Here is a 19,702-nt window from a genome sequence, read left to right as displayed (position 1 = left end):
AAAACGTAACTTCATAGTTGATACGTTGTGGAAGCTCACATCTAATTATATAATCAAGTTATGAAAACAAAGTTTGTTATTTTAATCAATAGAATTCAAGAACATTTATGGTTTAGGCCTTTTGTTTTCTGTTTATTATCGGTCGCAGCGGCACTTTTTGCACATCAGGCCGATGAAACTTCGCTTAACGAACTGGTTCCCGAAATTAAAACAGAATCGATTGAAGATCTCTTGGACATTTTATCAGCGAGTATGTTGGTAATCGCCATCTTTGCAGTAGGTTCTATGCTGTCGGCATATTCAGCAGCGGGTAGGACAGCAACACCACGTTCGTTTAAAATTATTATTACCGATGATGTTTCCCAATACGCGCTTTCAACATTTATAGGTGCCTTTATATTCAGTATTGTAGCAACCGTAGCATTGGGCAATGGCTATTACAATAAAGCAGGGAAGTTTATCCTATTCGTGATTACCTTGATATTTTTCACTGCAGTGATTCTCATTTTTTTAAGGTGGGTAGACCGCATTTCAAGATTGGGCAGGTTAGAGCATACTATTTTGCAAGTTGAAAAAGTGGCGGAGAAATCAATATCCAAGTACAATAAAAATCCGCTACGGAATGCCTTACCTGTTTCTGGAGAATTTATAGGAGGACAAGCCATATTGGCGCATAAAACAGGCTATGTTCAAAATATAAACATGGAGGCTTTACAAGAGTTGGCAGAATCTTTAGATTTAAAAATAAGATTGAATTGCTTGCCCGGAAAATTTGTAAATGAAAATTTTGAGATCGTACATTTGCGTTCGACTGGCGATACAGAAATAACTAAGGAGGTTGAAAAGAAAATAAATCAAACCATTGAAATTGGTCATACAAGATTGTTTGATGAAGACCCGCGATTCGGACTCATAACATTAACAGAAATTGCAAGTAGAGCGTTGTCTCCTGGGATTAATGATCCGGGAACCGCCATTCAGATTATTGGTTGTCATGAGAAGCTCTTTTATTTATGGAACAATCCTGAAAAAACAGAAAATGACCTGTTATACGATCGTTTGGAAATTCCTCAAATAGAAATAAGTGATTTTTTTGATGATGCTTTTAAGCCAATTTCTAGAGATGGTGCTGGTTTTATGGAAGTGATGCTACGCCTACAAAAGGCATTTTGTGCCTTAGAAAAGATAAATCATAATGCTATAAAAACAGCCTCAAAGCAACATTCTAAATATGCTTTTAAAAGAGCCCAAATCACCATGGATATGGAAGAAGACCTCGAAATTTTAGAAAAAGCATCTTTGTTCAGAAAATAGTTTTTTCAGTTGAGTTCTTCTTTTAGACTAACGCATCTCAATTTTTATTTATTGTTGCTGTTGGTTTGGGATGTTTTGAAGACTTTGTCTGTAACTGTTTCGATTCTTTATGTGTTCTCCTTCATTATGGTGGTAAAGGTTTGGATTAAGCATACTTTTTGTCGTGTTAATTTCAACCTTAACGAATAAGTCTTCTTCGGCTTGACCGGTATAAACACCTTTAACCGGGGTGCAATCTTTAAAATTTCGGCCTACAGCCAGTCTTACATGATATTGATTAGCAATCACGTTGTTTGTTGGGTCTAAACCTAACCAACCGTAAAATGGAATGTAGACTTCTACCCAGGCATGTGTAGCCCCTTCACCACGAGAACCAGCTTGATTCGGACAAATATAACCGCTAACATAACGTGCTGGAATGCCTAACATTCTCACCATTTGAATTAATAATATTGAAAAATCTTGACATACTCCAGCCTTTAACGCCCATACATCATTTAGGTTTGAATCCACATTGGTTATACCTTGTATGTATTTAAAGTTGTTATAAATGTAATCACACAGGGTCATTGTGGCCTTAAAAGGGGAGGTGCTCAATAGTTTTTCGTCGTTAATAAGATTTGAAATCACACTTGTACCATCGAAAGGTTTATGGTTTAAGAAATCCATAAAGGATGGGTTGTATTGCAACTGTTTATAGGTATCCCATTGTTGTTCTAAAGGTGCTTGATCTTCTGGTAGCGCACGCTCAAAGGTTACAGCCTCAATTTCCGAAATAATGGAAAGTTGATTGTGAGGTTCAATAATCATAAAAGTAGCCACCGTATTACCAAAAAAGTCTTTACGCGTTTCAATTTTAGGATTATTAGTAATGCTTAATGTATGCGAGGGAATGTTTTGGTATTCGTCTTGAATAGGGTGCAACATCATTTGACTTGCAGCATCGTAAACCGGATCACTATAATTATATTCCGTAATATGTTTGATATAAAATGTTGGCATAAGTCTAATTAATTAATTTCAGAAAAATAGATGGTGTTTATATTAATTGAAATATCTCTAATGTCCTTTTTAATTTGTGTTATGAAATTATCAAGACCTTGATTGTTAATGCTTTCAATTGTCGTGTATTTGATGGTGCTCTCTAGCTTTCCTAATGAAAATTCGATATAGTTTTTATCTAATTGGCCACCTTCAATAAGTTTTCCAACGCTAAGGTTTAATTTGTTAACGCAATAATATAGCGATCTAGGAAAAAGCTTTTCTTGAAAAACCATCGATATAATATGGTCTTCTTTAAAGGCCGATTTATATTTTTTAAGATATAACTGGTAGCCTCCCATAGAGAGTAGTAAGTTTTTCCAATAGAAACTCTGCTCCAGTTTATCGGTGGTTTTGGAGATTTCGGTCAATTTTATGGCCGTAAAATCGGAAACTAAAATCATCCGTTCTAAGTACTTTCCCAGATTTAAAAAATAGTAAGGTGCCCCGCGTTCTTGAGTGATATCCATAGTGCCATAAAACATTAAGTGAAAATTCCTTAAGTTGTCTATAAATTCAATCGGGTCTTCGGTATTCAGCTTTTTACGCAGATTTTTTTTAGTTAGAAAAAGGTAATAGTTATTTAAACAAATCCACAGTTCCCTAGAAATATGTTCTTGGACACCTCTGGCGTTTTCTCTAGCTCTAGTAACAATATTTAAAATAGAATTAGGGTTTTCTGTATTAAAAACCATAAAATCTAAGCATTCAACGGTATTTTCTGTATAAAAGGTGTTATTTAAATCGGTGTAGTTTTTTATAATGGGTGTCCACGGAAAAAGCTCTGGTGAGTCTTGGTTTGCATAAAAATTGACTTTAAGCAAACTCAATATGCCATGGCCTCGCTCCATATAACGTTCTAACCAAATTAAATTATTTGCAACTCTACTAAGCATATTTTATTTTTTAATTATTGAATAACCCAGGTGTCTTTACTACCACCACCTTGCGAGCTGTTTACCACCAACGAACCTTCTTTTAAGGCTACACGGGTTAAGCCACCTGGTGTAATATCGATACCATCTGTACCCGTTAAAGCAAAAGGCCTTAAATCGATACACCTTGGCGATAAAACCCCATTAATGCAGCACGGTGCTGTAGATAAACTGAGGATAGGTTGAGCAATAAAGTTTTCAGGTTTTTTGTCTACCGTAGCTAAGTAATCGGCAATCTCCTCATCCGAAGCTTCGTGGCCCATGAGCATACCGTAACCACCGCTACCATCGGTCTTTTTCAAAACCATTTTCTTTATGTTTTCAACTACATATTTATAGTCTTCAGGATTGGCAAGTTGGTATGTTTTGATGTTGTTTAAAATAGGTTCTTCATTTAAGTAATACCGAATCATATCTGGTACATAAATGTAAATGGCTTTATCGTCGGCAATCCCAGTTCCCGGAGCGTTTACAATATTGACATTACCTTTTCTATAGGCTGCCATGATACCAGCAACACCTAAGGCACTCGATGCATTAAACTCTAAGGGATCTAGAAAATCATCATCCACACGACGGTAAATCACATCAACCCGTTTTAATCCGCTAGTCGTTTTCATATACACGACATGATCCTGAACAACGAGGTCGCTGCCTTCAACCAATTCTATACCCATAAGTCTAGCTAAAGTGGTATGCTCATAATAGGCAGAATTATAAATTCCAGGTGTTAAAAGCACGACATTCGGATTACTTTGGTAGGATAACTCCTTAAGTTTTCGATATAATAAATTCGGATAGTCTGATACCGGCCTGATATTATTTTTAGGTAATATTCCAGGAAATATACGTTTTGAAATTTCTCTGTTTTCAAGCATATAACTGACACCTGAAGGCGTTCTTAAATTATCTTCAAGAACATAAAATTCACCATCACTATTACGAATTAAATCGACCCCCGCAATATGTACATAAATGTCATGAGGCACATGTACACCTTTCATTTCTCGTAGAAAGTAGGGGCAGGAGTATATTAATTCGGCTGGGATAATGCCATCTTTAATAATAAACTGGTCGTGATAAATGTCTTTAATAAATAAATTAAGAGCCTTTAAACGTTGCTTAATACCTTTGTCTATATGGTCCCATTCTGATGCGGTGATAATTCTAGGCACAATATCGAAAGGAAATATTTTTTCAACGCCTTCCTTGTTATTGTAGACGGTAAAAGTCACACCCTGACTCATAAATAACTGTCTGGAAAGTTCTTCTTTTTTATATAAGACCTTAGTTGATGTATTTCGCAAATAATCGTTGATAATTTCGTACTGCGAACGAATGTTAGAATTGTCGCTGTACATTTCATCCCAAGTGTTAGGAAGTAATTGGTATGAAGAAAATAATTGTTTATTCGTCATTAGCTTCACTTTTTTTAAAGATAGTTAATTTTGAATTAAATTCAATGAATTGTCTTGTTAACAAATAATTAATCATGAAATTTTAAAAAACGATAAATATTTTATTATAAAAACTAAAATTTGAGTGGTAATTTTGTTATTTATTCATTTATTAAGGGCTAACCCGAGGAATGTAAGGGTATTATGAATGAAGCAGGTTTATAGTTAAATTTACCGGTAGAATTCTTTAATTTTGTGTCATAATATTATAACTGCATTTTGATATCACCATCTTCCATAGATCAAATTTTTGAAACCGCCCGTGTTGAGGAGGTTATTGGCGATTTTGTACAATTAAAAAAAGCCGGGAGTAACTATAAAGGCTTGAGTCCTTTTAGCGACGAGCGCTCTCCTAGTTTTATGGTATCGCCAGTGAAGCAGATTTGGAAGGATTTCTCAACTGGTAAAGGCGGAACAGCTGTGTCTTTTTTAATGGAGCATGAGCATTTTACCTATCCTGAAGCTTTAAGGTATTTAGCGAAAAAGTATAATATTGAAATTGAAGAAACGGTTCAGTCCGACGAGCAAAAGGAAAAAGCAAACGAGAAAGAAAGTTTGTACTTGGTGAGTGAGTTTGCTAGTAATTATTTTAAAAATATTCTTCATAAAACCGATCAAGGGAAATCTATAGGACTTAGCTATTTTAAGGAGCGTGGATTTACTGAAGAGACTATAGATAAGTTCGACTTGGGTTACTCATTAAATGAGTGGCAGGCCTTTACCGATGAAGCTCTAAAAAAGGGTTATAACATCGATTATTTGGCTAAAACTGGACTCACTATTGTAAAGGAAGATAAGCGTTTTGACCGTTTTAAAGGCCGCGTCATGTTTCCTATAAAAAGCATGAGTGGTCGTGTTTTAGGTTTTGGAGGTCGAATTTTAATTACCGACAAAAAGGCCGCCAAATATGTGAATTCTCCCGAGAGCGAGATTTACTATAAAAGTAAGGTGTTATACGGTATTCACCTCGCGAAACAAAGTATAGCAAAAGAGGATAATTGCTATTTGGTTGAAGGTTATACCGATGTGATTCAGTTTCATCAAACAGGAATCCATAATGTGGTGTCTTCCTCAGGGACGGCATTAACCTCCGAGCAAATTCGTTTGATTAATAGGTTAACCAAAAACATCACCGTACTTTTTGATGGTGATGCTGCAGGGATGCGCGCCTCTCTTCGTGGAATTGACTTAATCCTTGAGCAGGGAATGAATGTTAGGGTTTGTACGTTTCCAGAAGGGGAAGATCCAGACAGCTTTGCTAAGCAAAATACCTTAGAAGAATTATCGGATTATTTAAATAGTAATGCGAAAGATTTTATACAATTTAAGGCTTCAGTATTGTTTGAGGAGTCTAAAAATGATCCGATTAAAAAGGCTGAAACGGTTAGAGATATCGTTAATAGTATTTCTAAGATTCCAGATCGTATAAAAAAGGAAATTTACATTCAGGAGTGCGCTAAAATCATGGACATTAGTGAAGCCGTGTTGTTTTCAACTTTAGCCCAGATTAATAAAAAGGACAATCAAGACGTAAATAAAAGAGAACAACCGGATCAACAGGCTTTTGAAGTAATAAAAAACCAAGAGGCTCCGAAAAAAGTTGACGTTCAGTACATTTTAGAACGAAAAATAATTGAGCTTTTATTGCTCTATGGTGATAAAACCAAAGATTTTGAAGATTTAGTTCTTAAGGAATCCGAGAGTGGTGAGTTAGAATTAGAACCTGTTATTCAGCAAGCTAAAGTGTTTGAAAAAATATTTTTAGACCTGCAAGATGATGAGATGGAATTTAGTAATCCGCAGTTTAAATTGATTTACTACACGATTATTGAAAGGTTGAACCAAGAGGCCGAATTCGATTTGAAATCCTTTGTAAATTCTGTCGATCAAGACATGGCCAACGAAATCACTTCTATTTTAATGGAGGATGAACGCTATACGCTTGATAATTGGAATCGCATGGATATTTTTCCTAAAGAAAAGGAAACCACCATAGCTCAAATTGTAAGTGAAACGATATTGAGTTTGCGGTGTTTCCTAATTGATCAAAAAGTAAAAGGTTTCCAACAGGAAACCCTACAAAATAAAATAGACACGAATAGAAATATACTTGAAGAAGTAAAAGACTATTCGAGTCTAAAAATGTTATTGTCAAGAAAACTTAACCGCGTTTTATAATTGCTGAGTTAGTTTCGCTTGATTAACTAAATCAACTAAGTTAGTAACTTTTAATTTACGCATTAAACGTGCTTTGTAAGTACTAACTGTTTTTTCGTTAATATCTAATTCCTTTGAAATTTCTTTGTTTTTCTTACCAATAGTTAGAAGTTTTAATACTTCAGATTCTCTGGTTGAAAGTTTCTTGTAAAAAGCTCCTCCTTTATTTACTCGAGAACCAAAGGCTAACTGTTGGGTTAAGTCATTGCTTAAGTAAATACCACCATCAGCTACCTTTAAGATGGCTTCATTAATGGTAATAACATTAACCGATTTATTTAAATATCCAGCAGCTCCAGCTTTTATAGCGTTTATAGCATAAACTTCTTCTGGCTGAGCACTAAAAATAATCGTTTTAATGTCTGGGTAGTCATTTTTTAAATAACGCAAAACAGTTAATCCATTAAGTTTTGGAAAATCTGTTTCCGTTAGAATAATGTCTACTGGGTTCTTCTTTACAAATTCTAAGATGGCATCGCCATCGTCTACGCTACCAACAATATTAATGTTAGGAGATGCCGAGAAAAGTACTTCGAGTCCCTTTCTTGTAATCGGGTGATTGTCTGCTATTAATAAATTTATCATAATTTTAAGAGAGCTTCGTTTTAAGTAACAGATTAGAGAGCGCGTTACTTTGAGAGATAAAGCCTACTGCAAAAGTAATGATTTTATACATTAATTGCAATTCTTATGATAAATTTGTAGGTATTTTACAGATTGGTATAGGAATCATTTTGTGTTTATTGGCATTGTTGAAACGTTTGTAAATGTTAAATACCTCTTGTTTTCTGTCGGAAAAGTCGCTAGAAACCTTGCCTTCGGCATCCATTTGCATGGCCCATTCTAATTCTGGGTAGCTGGCTCCAATTTGATCTTCATCACTTCTTGCATCGCCAAATAATCCATCACTTGGGGTAGCATTTAATATAGATTCAGGAACATTTAAGGCTTTTCCAAGTTCGTAAACTTCCGATTTTAGTAAATCGGCAATCGGACTCAAATCAACACCACCATCACCATACTTCGTATAAAAGCCAACACCAAAATCTTCCACTTTGTTCCCAGTTCCTGCAACAAGAAGCTTGTAGAGGCCTGCGTAGTAATAAAGTGTTGTCATACGTAATCTCGCTCGCGTATTGGCTAAAGCCATATCTATAGTTGCTTGATCGCCATCAAAAAATACTTCTGTCTTAAATTCTTCAAATACAGGCGTTAAATCTGTTCTGGTTTCGCTAACATTATCAAAACGCTCTTTGAGTTGTGCAATGTGTTCTTGGGCTCTAGATACATGACTTTCTGCTTGGTGTATTGGCATTTCAATACATAAGACATTAAGTCCTGTTTTGGCGCATAAAGTCGAGGTGACTGCAGAGTCGATGCCTCCAGAAATCCCTATTACAAAACCATTTACTCCAGCTTTAGTAGCATAATCTTTTAGCCAATTTACGATGTGATCAATTACTTTTTCTGTTTGCATTTTAAATGAATTTAAGTCAAAGAATAGTACCTTTGCAAACAAAAATAACCCAAACACTTAATTAATAAAAATTTATGGCCTTTAAGTTTTTAATGAAATTATTGCTTGTGTTTGTTTTAGCAACAGTGGTTTCTTGTAAGACTGAAAATGGTTTAGAGCACAGCATCGCTAAAATAAATACCGATATACAAGTAGAGCGCTTTGATAGGTTATTTGCTGAAACCACTCCGGAAAATTTAGGGAAGCTAAAACAGGACTATCCGTTTATGTTTTCAAATAAATATCCAGATACCTTTTGGTTGGAGAAGAAAGAGGATTCATTACAGGTAGAATTGTTTGGTGAAGTCAATCAAACTTTTACTAGTTTTGATCCTGTGGAATTCGAAATCGAATCTCTGTTTAATCATCTAAAATATTACTTTCCAGAATTTAAGGTACCAAGAGTTATTACTGTTACCAACGATGTGGATTATAGAAACCGTGTTATTGTTACCGATACCATCGCTGTTATTGCACTCGACGCTTATCTTGGTCGTGACCATAAATATTATGGTAGTATTCCCATGTATTTGAGGGAACAACTTGATAAAAAACAAATTGTTGTTGATATGGCTACGGCCTATTCCGAGAAGATTATCTTTCAACCTAAGCGTAAGTCCTTTTTAGATGAAATGATATACTTCGGAAAACAACTCTACTTTAAAGATGTCATACTTCCTTTTAAAACTGAGGCCGAACGTATAGGGTATACAGAATCGCAATTGGATTGGGCTAAAGTTAACGAAGCTTATATTTGGCGTTATTTTGTAGAGCGCGAACTCCTATTTAGTACCGATTCAAAGCTTCCGAGCCGTTTTATAAATCCAGCACCGTTTTCTAAGTTTTATCTTGCCGAAATTGATGCAGATTCTCCAGGACAGATTGGTCAGTACATAGGCTGGCAAATTGTTAGAGCTTATATGGAAAATAATGAGGTGTCTTTTAAAGACATGCTCCAAAAAAGTAGTGAAGAAATTTTTAATAACTCAAAGTTTAAACCACGTAAATAATGGCCAATACACATAAATCTAGAATTGAACTTAATGTAGAACTTGATGAAAACCGTATTCCTGAAACCCTGCACTGGACGGCAGAAGATGGAGGCATTACTAATGAAGAAGCAAAAGCTATGATGCTTGCTGTTTGGGATGCAAATGCTAAGGAAGCCCTACGAATCGATTTGTGGACAAAAGATATGCCTGTTGATGATATGAAAGTATTTTTTCATCAAACTTTAGTGTCTATGAGTGATACGTTTTATCGTGCGACACAGGATGAAAAAATGAGTGCCACAATGAAGGATTTCTGTGACTATTTTGCAGAGAAGCTGGAGCTGAAGAAAAATTAATCTTTATTGGTTTTTCATTCAGAAGAGTTGTTAGCGTCTTGAATTTCTTTTTCTAGATGATCTAAATAGAGTATGCCGCTTAAGTGGTCTATTTCATGCTGAAAAATCACCGCGGTAAACTTTTCTACAGTTTCTTTCCTATGTTCGTTATCCATCGTATCGTATTCAATATCTATTTGGTTGGAGCGACAGTTTAAAACGTCACTACGGTTTGGAATGGATAAACAGCCCTCTTTTACGGTTTGTTTTCTTTTAGAATAACGGGTTATTTTAGGGTTTAAGTACACCTCAAAAGGAATATTCTCTTTATCAAAACGCTGTACCCAAATAATTTGTTTTAAGACCCCAACTTGCGGTGCTGCGATACCAACACCTAAAGACATGCTATCGCGAACGGTAGCATAAAGCCTGCTTACAAAATGCTTAATTACTGGATCTGTCGGATCTGCTTTTATAGCTTTACTTTTAGTTCGAAGTAGTACGGAATCTTGTTTATTGGTGATTTTGTAAACACGCATAGGGGTTAAGCTATCCGCACTCATAATGAGTTTTGTTTCTTCTTCAGAGAAGGAATGTGATGATGAACAACTCACCACTAGAAATGCAACTAGTAGTATAAAGAAAAAATACTTCATTAAATATGGATTAAGCTAAGTGTTGTTTGTATCCAATTTAGTGAAAATAAATGACTTGTGAATACAAATTTATGAGACACCTTTCTGAGAAGAATGCTTAAACAGACTATGCTGCCTAAACAAAATTTACCACTCGTTAATGCGGTTAGAGTCTAATTTTACAAAAATGAAAATCAATATGGTAAAGGCCCACAGACCCGATCCCCCATAACTAAACATGGGCAAAGGAATACCAATGGTTGGAATTAAGCCCATCACCATACCAATATTAATCATGAAATGGATAAAAACGATACCGGCAACACTGTATCCATAAATTCTACTAAACTGTGATTTTTGTAATTCCGCTAAATGAAGAATTCTTAATAATAATAGCAGAAAAGTAATCACAACCATACTACTCCCTATAAAGCCCCATTCTTCACCTACGGTGCTAAAAATGTAGTCTGTATGCTGTTCTGGAACAAACTTTCCTGTAGTTCGCGTACCTTGCATAAATCCTTTTCCCCATAGACTACCTGAACTTATGGCTTTTTCAGATTCGTTAAGGTTGTATGCAAACGTATGTTTCATTCTTTCAAGCTTTATAGGGTCTTTTTCAAGGCGTAGCCATAAGCTTATTCTGTCTTTTTGATGGGGTTGTAATACGTTGTTATAGAATATTTTGATACTAAAAGATATCGCGATTGCACCAATCAACATTAAAATTAAGTGGTGAATTCTAAATTTCTTTTTGTTAAAAAAGTAAATAGTTATGGTGACTACTGCAGCCAATACTGAAGTGATAACGGCCCCAAATTTTAATGATAAAATGGTTATTAAAATGAGTGACACCGCAATGTTTAAATAAAATTTTGGCAACCCCTCTCGATATAAAACAAAGAAGAAAGCACCATATACAATCGTACTTCCTGTGTCATTTTGAAGTAACACTAATACGGCAGGTGTTGCGATAATAGCAAAAACTTTAAGTTGATCTTTAAAGAAAGACATATTGGTGTTAAGGTCGCTTACATATTTCGCTACGGCCAATGCGGTAGCAGCTTTAGCGAATTCACTGGGTTGCAAAGTAAAGCTTCCAATCCCATACCAAGAGGTGGCTCCGTTTACATTTTTTCCAAAAATAAAGAGGCCTACCAACGAGAGCATGGATATGATATAAATCACGCTAGCAAAACGTTCATAGAACTTGGCATCAATTGCTAAAATAAAAACAATCATGACAAGGGTAAAGGCTATGAAAGCAAGTTGCTTACCGTAAGGTTGGGAGAAATCAAAATAATTTACTTCGGTGCCTACATGGGATGCAGATAGTATATTTAGCCACCCAAAACCAGCTAATAAAAGAAATAGTAAAATTGTAATCCAATCGAATTTAAAATATCTATTTGTCTCCCTTACCATCCTTTTTCGTATTATCTAGTGCATCTACTTTAGCCTTCAGTTTGTGGTATTCCTCATCTGAAACAACCTGGAATGCAGAGTGACCGTTTATTCCAAAAGGTTTTCCAGAATATGGTTTTGCATATTCTGCTTCTAAGCTGTGTTTAAGTAGCCAGGTTTCTAAATCTGTTCTTGTGATGTAGCCTTTAATATGTTTTTCAATCATTAAACTGGCAATTTTTCCAGCATATCGACTTCCCCAATAGCCATTTTCAACAAACACAGCTATAGCAATTTTCGGATCGTCTTTTGGTGCAAAAGCAAGAAAAATGGAATGATCGGTGAGCTGCATTTTCACGCCATCTACTTTGGTAAAATTTTCTACAGTACCTGTTTTACCACAAATATCAATGTCTTTCACTTGTAACGCAGCAGCCGTACCTCTTCTGTATACTTGTAGCATGCCTTCAATTACTGGCTCGAAATGTTGCTTGTCAATAGTCGTGTGTTTAGGCACGGTAAATTGATCAGGTAACGTTTCGTTTTCTATTTTTTTAATGATATGTGGGGTATAAAAGTGTCCGCGATTAGCAATGGCAGCGGCCATATTAGCCAATTGTATAGGAGTCGTAGCAACTTCACCCTGTCCGATAGCATTGGAAACCGTATATGAGGAATAAAACGTTTTAGGATAGGCGTATTTATAGTATTCACGGTCTGGAATTCTTCCTTTTTGACCAACAAATAAATCGTTATTTAAGTATTCTCCTAATCCAAAACTTTTAGCATGTTCGGCCCAAACATCTATACCTTTAGAAGCATTTCCATTTTTATCTAATATTTTACGATAAACTGTAGCGAAATAGGCATTACAAGAGTGTTGTATACCAGAAATTAAATTATTTCTCGTACCATAAGCACAGTGGCATTTCATGAAGCTTCTTCCATAATGGTAACCACGATAGCATGTAACGATATCTGGTGGTGACATAACCCCTTCTTGTAAAGAAATTAAAGCGTTCATCAGTTTAAAAGGTGATCCCGGAGAGTAAACACCTTGTAAACTTCTGTTGAAAAGCGGTTTGGCTATAGAGTCATTGTAGAGTTTGGTGAAGTTTTTTGAGCGATCCCTTCCAACTAAAATATTAGGGTCGTAAGTAGGAGCTGCTACCATGGCTAGAATTTCTCCAGATGCAGGTTCAATGGCAATAACCCCTCCACGTTTGTTTGTCATTAAGATCTCACCATAGGCTTGCAAGTCGGCATCAATAGTAATCGTGATGTCTTTTCCAGGCTCTGGAATGGTGTCGTATTGTCCGTCCTTGTAAGGTCCAATATCTCTGTTAAATCGGTCTTTTTGGATGAATTTGATGCCTTTAACACCACGTAGGGTTTTTTCGTAAGAGGCTTCAACGCCTTGCTTACCTATCAAATCACCCATTTTGTAGTAAGGTTGTTTCTCTATAGTACGATTGTTTACTTCTCCAAGATCCCCTAAAACATTAGCTCCTATAGTGGTTTCGTAATTTCTTAAAGACCTTTTTTGAATATAAAATCCATGAAATTTTCGCATTTTTTCTTGTAAAACAGCGTAATCTTCTTTGGATAAATGCGAAACAAAAACTGAAGGAAGTCTTGGTGAATAGTGTTTGGCTTTATTAAATTGTTTCAGAAAGCGGGCTTTATCTATTTTTAACAAGGAGCAGAACTCTAAAGTATCTAAAGGTTCAACTTCACGAGGAATGACCATCACATCGTAAGACGGTTGGTTGGCAACAAGGAGTTTGCCGTTTCTGTCAAATACAAAGCCTCGTTTGGGGTAGTCGTAAACTTTCCTAATCGCATTATCTTCAAATAGACTGTGAGAACCTCCACTATAAATTTGTAGGTAAAAAAGTCTAGATATAAAGATTAGGGCAACTACAATTATGGTGATAAATAATAAAAATTGTCTCATTTAATTTTCCGACTAAAAATAATGGTCATTAAAACGCCTAATAAAATAGTAAATATACTTGAGTATAACGTTTTTTCTAGGATTAAAATTATTTTTGAAAAACTAAAAACCTCCAATAAAAATAAAATAAAATGATGGGTTACCGTCAGTAAGGAAAAATAAGTTAGCTTGGATCCAAACTCTACGGTGTTAAATTTAATGATTTGGTGTTCAAACATACTTCCGAAAGCAAATTTCAAAAATAACGGTCTTGCGTATGCTACAAAAACCGATGCTCCGGCATGAATACCTCCAGAATCTAGAAAAATATCCAAAATTAACCCTAACAAAAAACTTAGTATAATTATAGCTAAACGGTTATTTTTTATAGGGAATAAGGCAATGAAAAGGATGTATAAATAAGGGTTTATATATCCTAAAAAATTAATATGATTTAATATTAAAACCTGTAAAATGATTAGAACGATAAAACGGACGGTATGAACGGATAAAATACTATTCATCTGCACTGTCGTTTAAAAGGTTTTTTATTTCCTCTGATCCTAAATTTTCGATAATATAAACATGTTCAAGATTGGTCATATCATTAAATAACTTAATCTTAATTTCATAGTAATTTTCGGCACGGTCTAAATTAAAATCGTTTACGGTACCAATAGGGACACCTTTAGGAAATATAAACGAACGACCAGAGGTTATAATGGTGTCTCCAACTTGAACAGGCGCTATTTTAGGAATATCTATTAGCTTGATAAAAGCAGGTGAATCGGCTTCCCAAATTAACGTGCCAAAATGATTGGTCTTTTTTAACTGCGCACTAATTCTACTCGTTGTGTTTAGAATGGAGAGTACACTGGCATAGTTTGCACTTGTTTTTTCAATAATTCCAATAATACCTTTTGAGGAAATAACACCAAAATCCTGCTGAATACTATCCGAATAGCCTTTGTTTAGAGTGATAATATTATTTGCAATGTTATAGCTGTTTTTAATAACTTTTGCGGTAAAGACTTTGTAATTGTGATCGTACGAAGCGGTATCTGTGAAAATAGAATCGGATGTTGCGACATTGTTGTAAAGAGCATCACGAAGGTTTCTATTTTCTTCAGACAATAAGTCATTTTGCGTGTTTAAATCTAAATAACTATTAATATGATGAAAAGATTCGTAAAAACCACCTGTGAAAAAATTGGCAGAATTAATAAACTTACTGGTATGGTACGAATGAGATAAAATTGTAAAGGTTAGCGAGATACAAAACAGCAACAAAAACAGTAAAAAGTTTTTAAACCGAATTATAAAATTAATAATTTGCTGCATGGTGTTTTATAAAGAATCTTATTTGATCAATACGCTTTTAAATTTAGGTAGGTTTTTAAGTGTAATACCCGTACCTCTAACTACAGCTCTTAATGGATCTTCAGCAATATATACTGGTAAATCTGTTTTTTGAGATAAACGTTTGTCTAAACCACGTAGCATAGAGCCTCCTCCTGCTAAATAAATTCCTGTATTGTAAATATCTGCAGCTAATTCTGGAGGTGTTTGAGATAAGGTTTCCATTACGGCATCCTCAATTCTTAAAATCGATTTATCTAGGGCTTTAGCAATTTCTCTATAAGAAATAGATACTTGTTTAGGTTTACCAGTAAGTAAATCTCGTCCTTGAACACTCATATCCTCTGGAGGTAATTCCAAATCTTCAGTAGCAGCACCAATTTGAATTTTTATCTTTTCAGCCGTACGTTCACCAACATATAAATTGTGTTGTGTACGCATGTAATACACGATATCACTAGTAAACACATCACCTGCAATTTTAACCGATTTGTCGCAAACAATACCACCAAGGGCAATAACAGCAATTTCGGTAGTACCACCACCTATATCCACTACCATATTTCCTTTAGGTTGCATGATGTCTACACCAATACCGATAGCTGCAGCCATTGGTTCGTGAATTAAGTAAACTTCTTTTCCATTAACGCGTTCTGCACTTTCTTTTACCGCACGCATTTCAACCTCTGTAATTCCAGAAGGAATACAAATTACTAATCGTAAAGCAGGGGTAAAGAACTTCTTTTTTAATGCTGGAATGTTTTTAATAAACATACTCATCATTTGTTCTGAAGCATCAAAATCGGCAATCACACCATCTTTTAACGGGCGAATGGTTTTAATGTTCTCATGAGTTTTACCTTGCATTAAGCTGGCTTCTTGACCAACGGCTATAATTTTTCCTGAAATCCTATCTCGAGCAACTATGGAAGGCGCATCAACTACGACTTTGTCGTTGTGTATAATAAGAGTATTCGCGGTACCTAAGTCCATCGCAATTTCCTCGGTAAGGAAGTCAAAAAAGCCCATGTGCTAATAGTAGTTTAATAGTAGATTAAAAACGAATTCCGTAAATGTAATAAAAGTATATAAATATACACCTTTTACCGACTTCATTTTATGATTAAAATATAAGTTCTGAATCTTATACGATATTCATCGGTTTTTAGATGCTAGGAAAACATTTAAAAACCGATGAGATCGTTTTTGTTTTAAAATTTAGTGTTTGAAATGACGCGTTCCTGTCATGACCATGGCCACATCATTCGCGTTGCAATAATCAATACTTAACTGGTCTTTTATAGATCCTCCTGGTTGGATAACCGATGTGATTCCAGCGTTTTTAGCAATTTCTACACAGTCTGGGAAAGGGAAAAATGCATCACTTGCCATAGCCGCTCCATTTAAATCGAAGTTAAAGGATTCTGCTTTATGAATGGCTTGTTGTAAGGCATCTACACGACTTGTTTGTCCAGTACCGCTAGCACATAATTGATTGTTTTTTACAAGTACAATAGTGTTGGATTTGGTATGCTTACAAATTTTTGAAGCAAATAATAAATCGTCAATTTGAGCTTGCGTTGGTGCTAAATTAGTCACGTTTGTAAGATCTTCAGCTTTATCTGTAATGTTGTTTCTGTCTTGAACTAAAACGCCGTTTAGACAGCTTCTTACATTCGTTTGTGGTAATTCAATATCGTGAATAACTAATAAAATTCGATTCTTTTTACCTTGAAGTAATTCTAAAGCTTCCGCTGAAAAAGAAGGTGCGATAACCACTTCACAGAATAATTTATGAATCTCTTCTGCCGTAGCTAAGTCAATTTCAGTATTACAAATTAAAACCCCTCCAAAAGCTGAAACAGGGTCGCCAGCTAAGGCGTCTACATAAGCTTGATGTAAGGTGTCACGCTGTGCTAAACCACAAGCATTGTTATGTTTTAAAATGGCAAAAGTAGGCGCTTCGTTTTTAAACTCGTTCATTAAATTAACGGCAGCATCAACATCTAATAAGTTGTTGTAGCTTAACTCTTTTCCGTTCAGTTTCGTGAATAGTTCATCGAAATTACCAAAGAAATAGCCTTTTTGGTGAGGGTTTTCACCATAACGAAGCACTTTACCGTTTTGATCACTAATTTTTAATACAGTTTCTTCATTATTTTGGTTGAAATAGTTGAAGATGGCCGTATCGTAATGCGAAGACACATTAAAAGCTTTACCAGCAAAACGTTTTCTGTCTTCTTCAGAAATGCTTCCGTTGTTTTTAGAGATGATTTCTAAAAATTCAGCATAATCGTTAACTGAAGATACACAAATAACGTCTGCATAATTTTTAGCAGCAGCACGAATTAAAGAAATACCTCCAATATCAATTTTTTCAATAATATCTTGGTTACTTGCTCCTGAAGCTACTGTTTTTTCAAAAGGATATAAATCAACAATAACCACATCAATTTGTGGAATGTCGTATTCTGATAATTCGGCAACATCACCCTCGTGATTTTGTCTATTTAAAATACCACCAAAAACTTTCGGGTGTAATGTTTTAACACGTCCACCAAGAATAGAAGGGTATGAGGTCACATCTTCTACAGGAACAACGTTAATACCTAAATCGTTAATAAATTTTTCGGTACCACCAGTAGAGTAAATGGTAACACCTTGTTTGTTAAGTTCTTTAACTATGGGCTCTAAACCATCTTTACTGAATACTGAAATTAAGGCCGACTTAATTGTTTTTTCGTTGCTCATTTCTATTGTGTTATGTTTTTAATTATTCGTTATTAAAAATAACTTTATGTTGTTTATCAGTGTGTTACACTGGGTTTTGAAAATAAGTGCAAAAGTACTTATTTCTTCTAAAAAACAAGCTGTGATTTGTTAAAAAAAGACAATTAGAATTTGAGATTTATGGATGCGTTTCAGAACTTCTGCTTGAAATAAATGCGACTATGTTTTATTTTTACTTGCTAAAGTATGCTTGCTACTTTTTCGCAAACAAATTCTAAAAACTGTTCGTCTAATTCTGTAAAAGGATCAGCGGTATTAGAGTCAATATCAATTTGTCCTATGTTTTTACCATTTACAAAAATAGGGATGACTATTTCGGCTTTAACGGTAATGCTACAAGCAATATAGTTGTCTTGAGCTTTTACATCGGGCACAACAAAGTTCTTGTTACTTAATGCGACTTGTCCGCAAATACCTTTTCCGAAGGGAATAATTGTATGATCTGTAGGTTCGCCTACATAAGGGCCAAGGTGAAGTTCTTCTTTTGAAGGGTGACTAAAATAAAAGCCTACCCAATTGTAATAGGCGATATTTTTTTCGAGTAATTCACAAATACTGTATAAGCGTTCATCAACCGTTTTTATCTCATTTGAAATAATGGCTTCTACTTGTGGTTTTAATGCTTCAAAAATCATAATTTTAAAAGTTTTGGTAAAAGTATTTAAAAAGACGTAATTTGAACTTTCATTAAGATAAGATTAATACATTTCTTAATCTGAAATTCTATGACAAAGGAGTCGAAAATATAAAAATTGAAGAAAAATCAGTGTCATCACTTTTAAAAAAAAACAAGGCGGTTATTAGATTTATACTCACCTTTTTAGTAGTATATATTACCTTATCGGTCATTTATAGTTTTTATTTGAAGCTTTCCGATGGTAGCGTTTTTTATCCTGATTATTTAACCCATTTGGTAGGCCTACAATGTGTAGAATTACTAGAGTTTTTTGGTTATTCTAGTGAGGTGGTTAAGCATCCTAATGAGCCCTCTTTAAAACTTATTGTAAACGGGCAGTATTTAGCGCGTATTATCGAAGGTTGTAATGCCTTTAGTGTTATTATTTTATTTGCGTCTTTTATTATAGCATTTTCAACAAGACTAAAACCAACCCTTATTTATGTGCTAACGGGAAGTGTTTTAATTTACATCGTAAATTTATTTCGTATTACCATTTTGGGGATAGGGATGTTTCATTATCCAAAGTATGAAGAGGTCTTGCACAATATCATTTTTCCAGGAATTATTTATGGAATGGTATTTTTACTTTGGGTAATTTGGGTTAATATGTTTTCTAATTTAAAGAAGAGTAATGTCGCGAATTAATAAAATGATACTGCTTTCTGTTCTATTTCTATTGCTAATATTAATTCGATATTTTGAAGGCAGCCTGTTTTACGATCCGTATTTGTCTTTTTTTAAAGCTGATTATTTATATATAGATAGCCCGCGTAGGGAATTGGCTAAACTGGTTGGTTTTACTTCATTGAGGTATTTTTTAAATAGCATAATTTCATTAGCCATTATAGCTGTGATATTTAGAGATAAAAATATGGTCAAGTTTTCTGGAATTCTTTATATCCTAGCTTTTGTCGTTATTATGATAATCTATTTATATTTTGTAGTGCATCCTAGACAAGAGGATTATTACATGTTTTTTAATGTACGACGGTTTTTAATTCAACCCATCATTTTAATATTGCTGTTGCCAGCGTTTTACTACCAAAAAATGATAAAATGAAAGTCTTTTAGAATGTTAAACATTTTAAAAAA

The 19,702-nt window shown here is 34.7% G+C and carries 19 protein-coding genes; 6 read left to right on the top strand and 13 right to left on the bottom strand.

What is annotated here, in order from left to right; genetic code table 11:
• Positions 1-60: 60 nt before the first annotated feature.
• Positions 61-1,314 (top strand): DUF2254 domain-containing protein, encoded by a 1,254-nt coding sequence (locus tag A6I66_RS00235; protein WP_067144674.1) that lies wholly within the window; start codon positions 61-63, stop codon positions 1,312-1,314.
• Between the two features lie 48 nt (positions 1,315-1,362).
• Here the strand turns inward: A6I66_RS00235 and A6I66_RS00230 are convergent, their stop codons facing one another.
• Genes A6I66_RS00230 through A6I66_RS00220 form a run of 3 tightly spaced genes read right to left on the bottom strand, consistent with a single transcriptional unit; the run spans position 1,363 to position 4,708 of the window.
• Positions 1,363-2,316: a transglutaminase family protein gene (locus A6I66_RS00230; RefSeq protein WP_067144672.1), complete on the bottom strand. Its 954-nt coding sequence runs from the start codon at positions 2,314-2,316 to the stop codon at positions 1,363-1,365.
• A gap of 8 nt (positions 2,317-2,324) precedes the next feature.
• A complete protein-coding gene (locus tag A6I66_RS00225) occupies positions 2,325-3,251 on the bottom strand; it encodes an alpha-E domain-containing protein (protein ID WP_067144670.1) in 927 nt (308 codons plus the stop codon).
• A gap of 14 nt (positions 3,252-3,265) precedes the next feature.
• Positions 3,266-4,708 carry a circularly permuted type 2 ATP-grasp protein gene (locus A6I66_RS00220; RefSeq protein WP_067144668.1) on the bottom strand — a complete coding sequence of 481 codons (1,443 nt, stop codon included), beginning with the start codon at positions 4,706-4,708 and terminating at the stop codon, positions 3,266-3,268.
• Positions 4,709-4,966: 258 nt separating this feature from the next.
• On the opposite strand from A6I66_RS00220, the gene dnaG reads away from it, so the two are divergent.
• Positions 4,967-6,925 carry a DNA primase gene (gene dnaG / locus A6I66_RS00215; protein WP_067144666.1) on the top strand — a complete coding sequence of 653 codons (1,959 nt, stop codon included), beginning with the start codon at positions 4,967-4,969 and terminating at the stop codon, positions 6,923-6,925.
• Here dnaG and A6I66_RS00210 read toward each other — a convergent pair.
• Entirely contained in the window at positions 6,920-7,549 is a 630-nt protein-coding gene (locus tag A6I66_RS00210) for a response regulator (protein ID WP_067144665.1), read from the bottom strand. The genes dnaG and A6I66_RS00210 overlap by 6 nt on opposite strands.
• A 103-nt stretch (positions 7,550-7,652) precedes the next feature.
• Positions 7,653-8,441, bottom strand: a complete 789-nt coding sequence (nadE, locus tag A6I66_RS00205; protein ID WP_067144663.1) for an NAD(+) synthase — start codon at positions 8,439-8,441, stop codon at positions 7,653-7,655.
• A 92-nt stretch (positions 8,442-8,533) separates the two neighbouring features.
• On the opposite strand from nadE, the gene gldB reads away from it, so the two are divergent.
• Together gldB and gldC are read left to right on the top strand one after the other, a co-directional pair.
• Positions 8,534-9,490, top strand: coding sequence for a gliding motility lipoprotein GldB (gene gldB / locus A6I66_RS00200; protein ID WP_067144661.1), 957 nt, complete (start codon positions 8,534-8,536; stop codon positions 9,488-9,490).
• Complete coding sequence (gene gldC, locus A6I66_RS00195) at positions 9,490-9,828, top strand: gliding motility protein GldC (protein WP_067144659.1); 339 nt, start codon at positions 9,490-9,492, stop codon at positions 9,826-9,828. The genes gldB and gldC overlap by 1 nt, the downstream gene beginning before the upstream one ends.
• Before the next feature lie 14 nt (positions 9,829-9,842).
• On the opposite strand, the gene def is transcribed toward gldC, so the two are convergent.
• From def to A6I66_RS00155, 8 genes are all read right to left on the bottom strand, one after another.
• The gene (gene def / locus A6I66_RS00190) at positions 9,843-10,463 is read right to left on the bottom strand and encodes a peptide deformylase (RefSeq protein WP_067144657.1); all 621 of its coding nucleotides are present in this window, start codon (positions 10,461-10,463) and stop codon (positions 9,843-9,845) included.
• A 126-nt stretch (positions 10,464-10,589) separates the two neighbouring features.
• Positions 10,590-11,867 carry a rod shape-determining protein RodA gene (gene rodA / locus A6I66_RS00185; RefSeq protein ID WP_067144655.1) on the bottom strand — a complete coding sequence of 426 codons (1,278 nt, stop codon included), beginning with the start codon at positions 11,865-11,867 and terminating at the stop codon, positions 10,590-10,592.
• Complete coding sequence (gene mrdA, locus A6I66_RS00180) at positions 11,848-13,803, bottom strand: penicillin-binding protein 2 (protein WP_067144653.1); 1,956 nt, start codon at positions 13,801-13,803, stop codon at positions 11,848-11,850. The genes rodA and mrdA overlap by 20 nt, the downstream gene beginning before the upstream one ends.
• Complete coding sequence (gene mreD, locus A6I66_RS00175; protein ID WP_067144651.1) at positions 13,800-14,306, bottom strand: rod shape-determining protein MreD; 507 nt, start codon at positions 14,304-14,306, stop codon at positions 13,800-13,802. The genes mrdA and mreD overlap by 4 nt, the downstream gene beginning before the upstream one ends.
• On the bottom strand, positions 14,299-15,123 hold the full coding sequence (gene mreC / locus A6I66_RS00170) for a rod shape-determining protein MreC (RefSeq protein ID WP_067144649.1): 825 nt from the start codon (positions 15,121-15,123) through the stop codon (positions 14,299-14,301). Before mreC ends, mreD begins: the two co-directional genes overlap by 8 nt.
• Positions 15,124-15,141: 18 nt before the next feature.
• Positions 15,142-16,170, bottom strand: coding sequence for a rod shape-determining protein (locus A6I66_RS00165; RefSeq protein WP_067144647.1), 1,029 nt, complete (start codon positions 16,168-16,170; stop codon positions 15,142-15,144).
• A 189-nt stretch (positions 16,171-16,359) separates the two neighbouring features.
• A complete protein-coding gene (gene purH / locus A6I66_RS00160) occupies positions 16,360-17,892 on the bottom strand; it encodes a bifunctional phosphoribosylaminoimidazolecarboxamide formyltransferase/IMP cyclohydrolase (protein ID WP_067144645.1) in 1,533 nt (510 codons plus the stop codon).
• 218 nt (positions 17,893-18,110) lie between these two features.
• A complete protein-coding gene (locus tag A6I66_RS00155; protein WP_067144643.1) occupies positions 18,111-18,566 on the bottom strand; it encodes a GAF domain-containing protein in 456 nt (151 codons plus the stop codon).
• 131 nt (positions 18,567-18,697) lie between these two features.
• Here A6I66_RS00155 and xrtF point away from each other — a divergent pair, with 131 nt between their 5' ends.
• A complete protein-coding gene (gene xrtF / locus A6I66_RS00150) occupies positions 18,698-19,255 on the top strand; it encodes an exosortase family protein XrtF (RefSeq protein WP_067144641.1) in 558 nt (185 codons plus the stop codon).
• Positions 19,242-19,670, top strand: a complete 429-nt coding sequence (locus A6I66_RS00145) for an exosortase F system-associated membrane protein (RefSeq protein WP_067144640.1) — start codon at positions 19,242-19,244, stop codon at positions 19,668-19,670. Before xrtF ends, A6I66_RS00145 begins: the two co-directional genes overlap by 14 nt.
• The last annotated feature ends 32 nt before the right edge of the window (positions 19,671-19,702 follow it).

It is taken from the genome of Pseudotamlana agarivorans, assembly GCF_001642835.1.
GTDB classification, from domain to species: domain Bacteria; phylum Bacteroidota; class Bacteroidia; order Flavobacteriales; family Flavobacteriaceae; genus Pseudotamlana; species Pseudotamlana agarivorans.
Note: the sequence above shows the minus strand (reverse complement) of the source record. Positions and strands in the feature narration are given on the sequence as shown.

Bases quoted from the DNA above. Each gene is read 5' to 3' on its own strand.
- A6I66_RS00235 (WP_067144674.1), top strand. From the start codon at position 61: ATGAAAACAAAGTTTGTTATTTTAATCAATAGAATTCAAGAACATTTA.
- A6I66_RS00230 (WP_067144672.1), bottom strand. From the start codon at position 2,316: ATGCCAACATTTTATATCAAACATATTACGGAATATAATTATAGTGAT.
- A6I66_RS00225 (WP_067144670.1), bottom strand. From the start codon at position 3,251: ATGCTTAGTAGAGTTGCAAATAATTTAATTTGGTTAGAACGTTATATG.
- A6I66_RS00220 (WP_067144668.1), bottom strand. From the start codon at position 4,708: ATGACGAATAAACAATTATTTTCTTCATACCAATTACTTCCTAACACT.
- A6I66_RS00210 (WP_067144665.1), bottom strand. From the start codon at position 7,549: ATGATAAATTTATTAATAGCAGACAATCACCCGATTACAAGAAAGGGA.
- nadE (WP_067144663.1), bottom strand. From the start codon at position 8,441: ATGCAAACAGAAAAAGTAATTGATCACATCGTAAATTGGCTAAAAGAT.
- gldB (WP_067144661.1), top strand. From the start codon at position 8,534: ATGAAATTATTGCTTGTGTTTGTTTTAGCAACAGTGGTTTCTTGTAAG.
- gldC (WP_067144659.1), top strand. From the start codon at position 9,490: ATGGCCAATACACATAAATCTAGAATTGAACTTAATGTAGAACTTGAT.
- def (WP_067144657.1), bottom strand. From the start codon at position 10,463: ATGAAGTATTTTTTCTTTATACTACTAGTTGCATTTCTAGTGGTGAGT.
- rodA (WP_067144655.1), bottom strand. From the start codon at position 11,867: ATGGTAAGGGAGACAAATAGATATTTTAAATTCGATTGGATTACAATT.
- mrdA (WP_067144653.1), bottom strand. From the start codon at position 13,803: ATGAGACAATTTTTATTATTTATCACCATAATTGTAGTTGCCCTAATC.
- mreD (WP_067144651.1), bottom strand. From the start codon at position 14,306: ATGAATAGTATTTTATCCGTTCATACCGTCCGTTTTATCGTTCTAATC.
- mreC (WP_067144649.1), bottom strand. From the start codon at position 15,123: ATGCAGCAAATTATTAATTTTATAATTCGGTTTAAAAACTTTTTACTG.
- A6I66_RS00165 (WP_067144647.1), bottom strand. From the start codon at position 16,170: ATGGGCTTTTTTGACTTCCTTACCGAGGAAATTGCGATGGACTTAGGT.
- purH (WP_067144645.1), bottom strand. From the start codon at position 17,892: ATGAGCAACGAAAAAACAATTAAGTCGGCCTTAATTTCAGTATTCAGT.
- A6I66_RS00155 (WP_067144643.1), bottom strand. From the start codon at position 18,566: ATGATTTTTGAAGCATTAAAACCACAAGTAGAAGCCATTATTTCAAAT.
- A6I66_RS00145 (WP_067144640.1), top strand. From the start codon at position 19,242: ATGTCGCGAATTAATAAAATGATACTGCTTTCTGTTCTATTTCTATTG.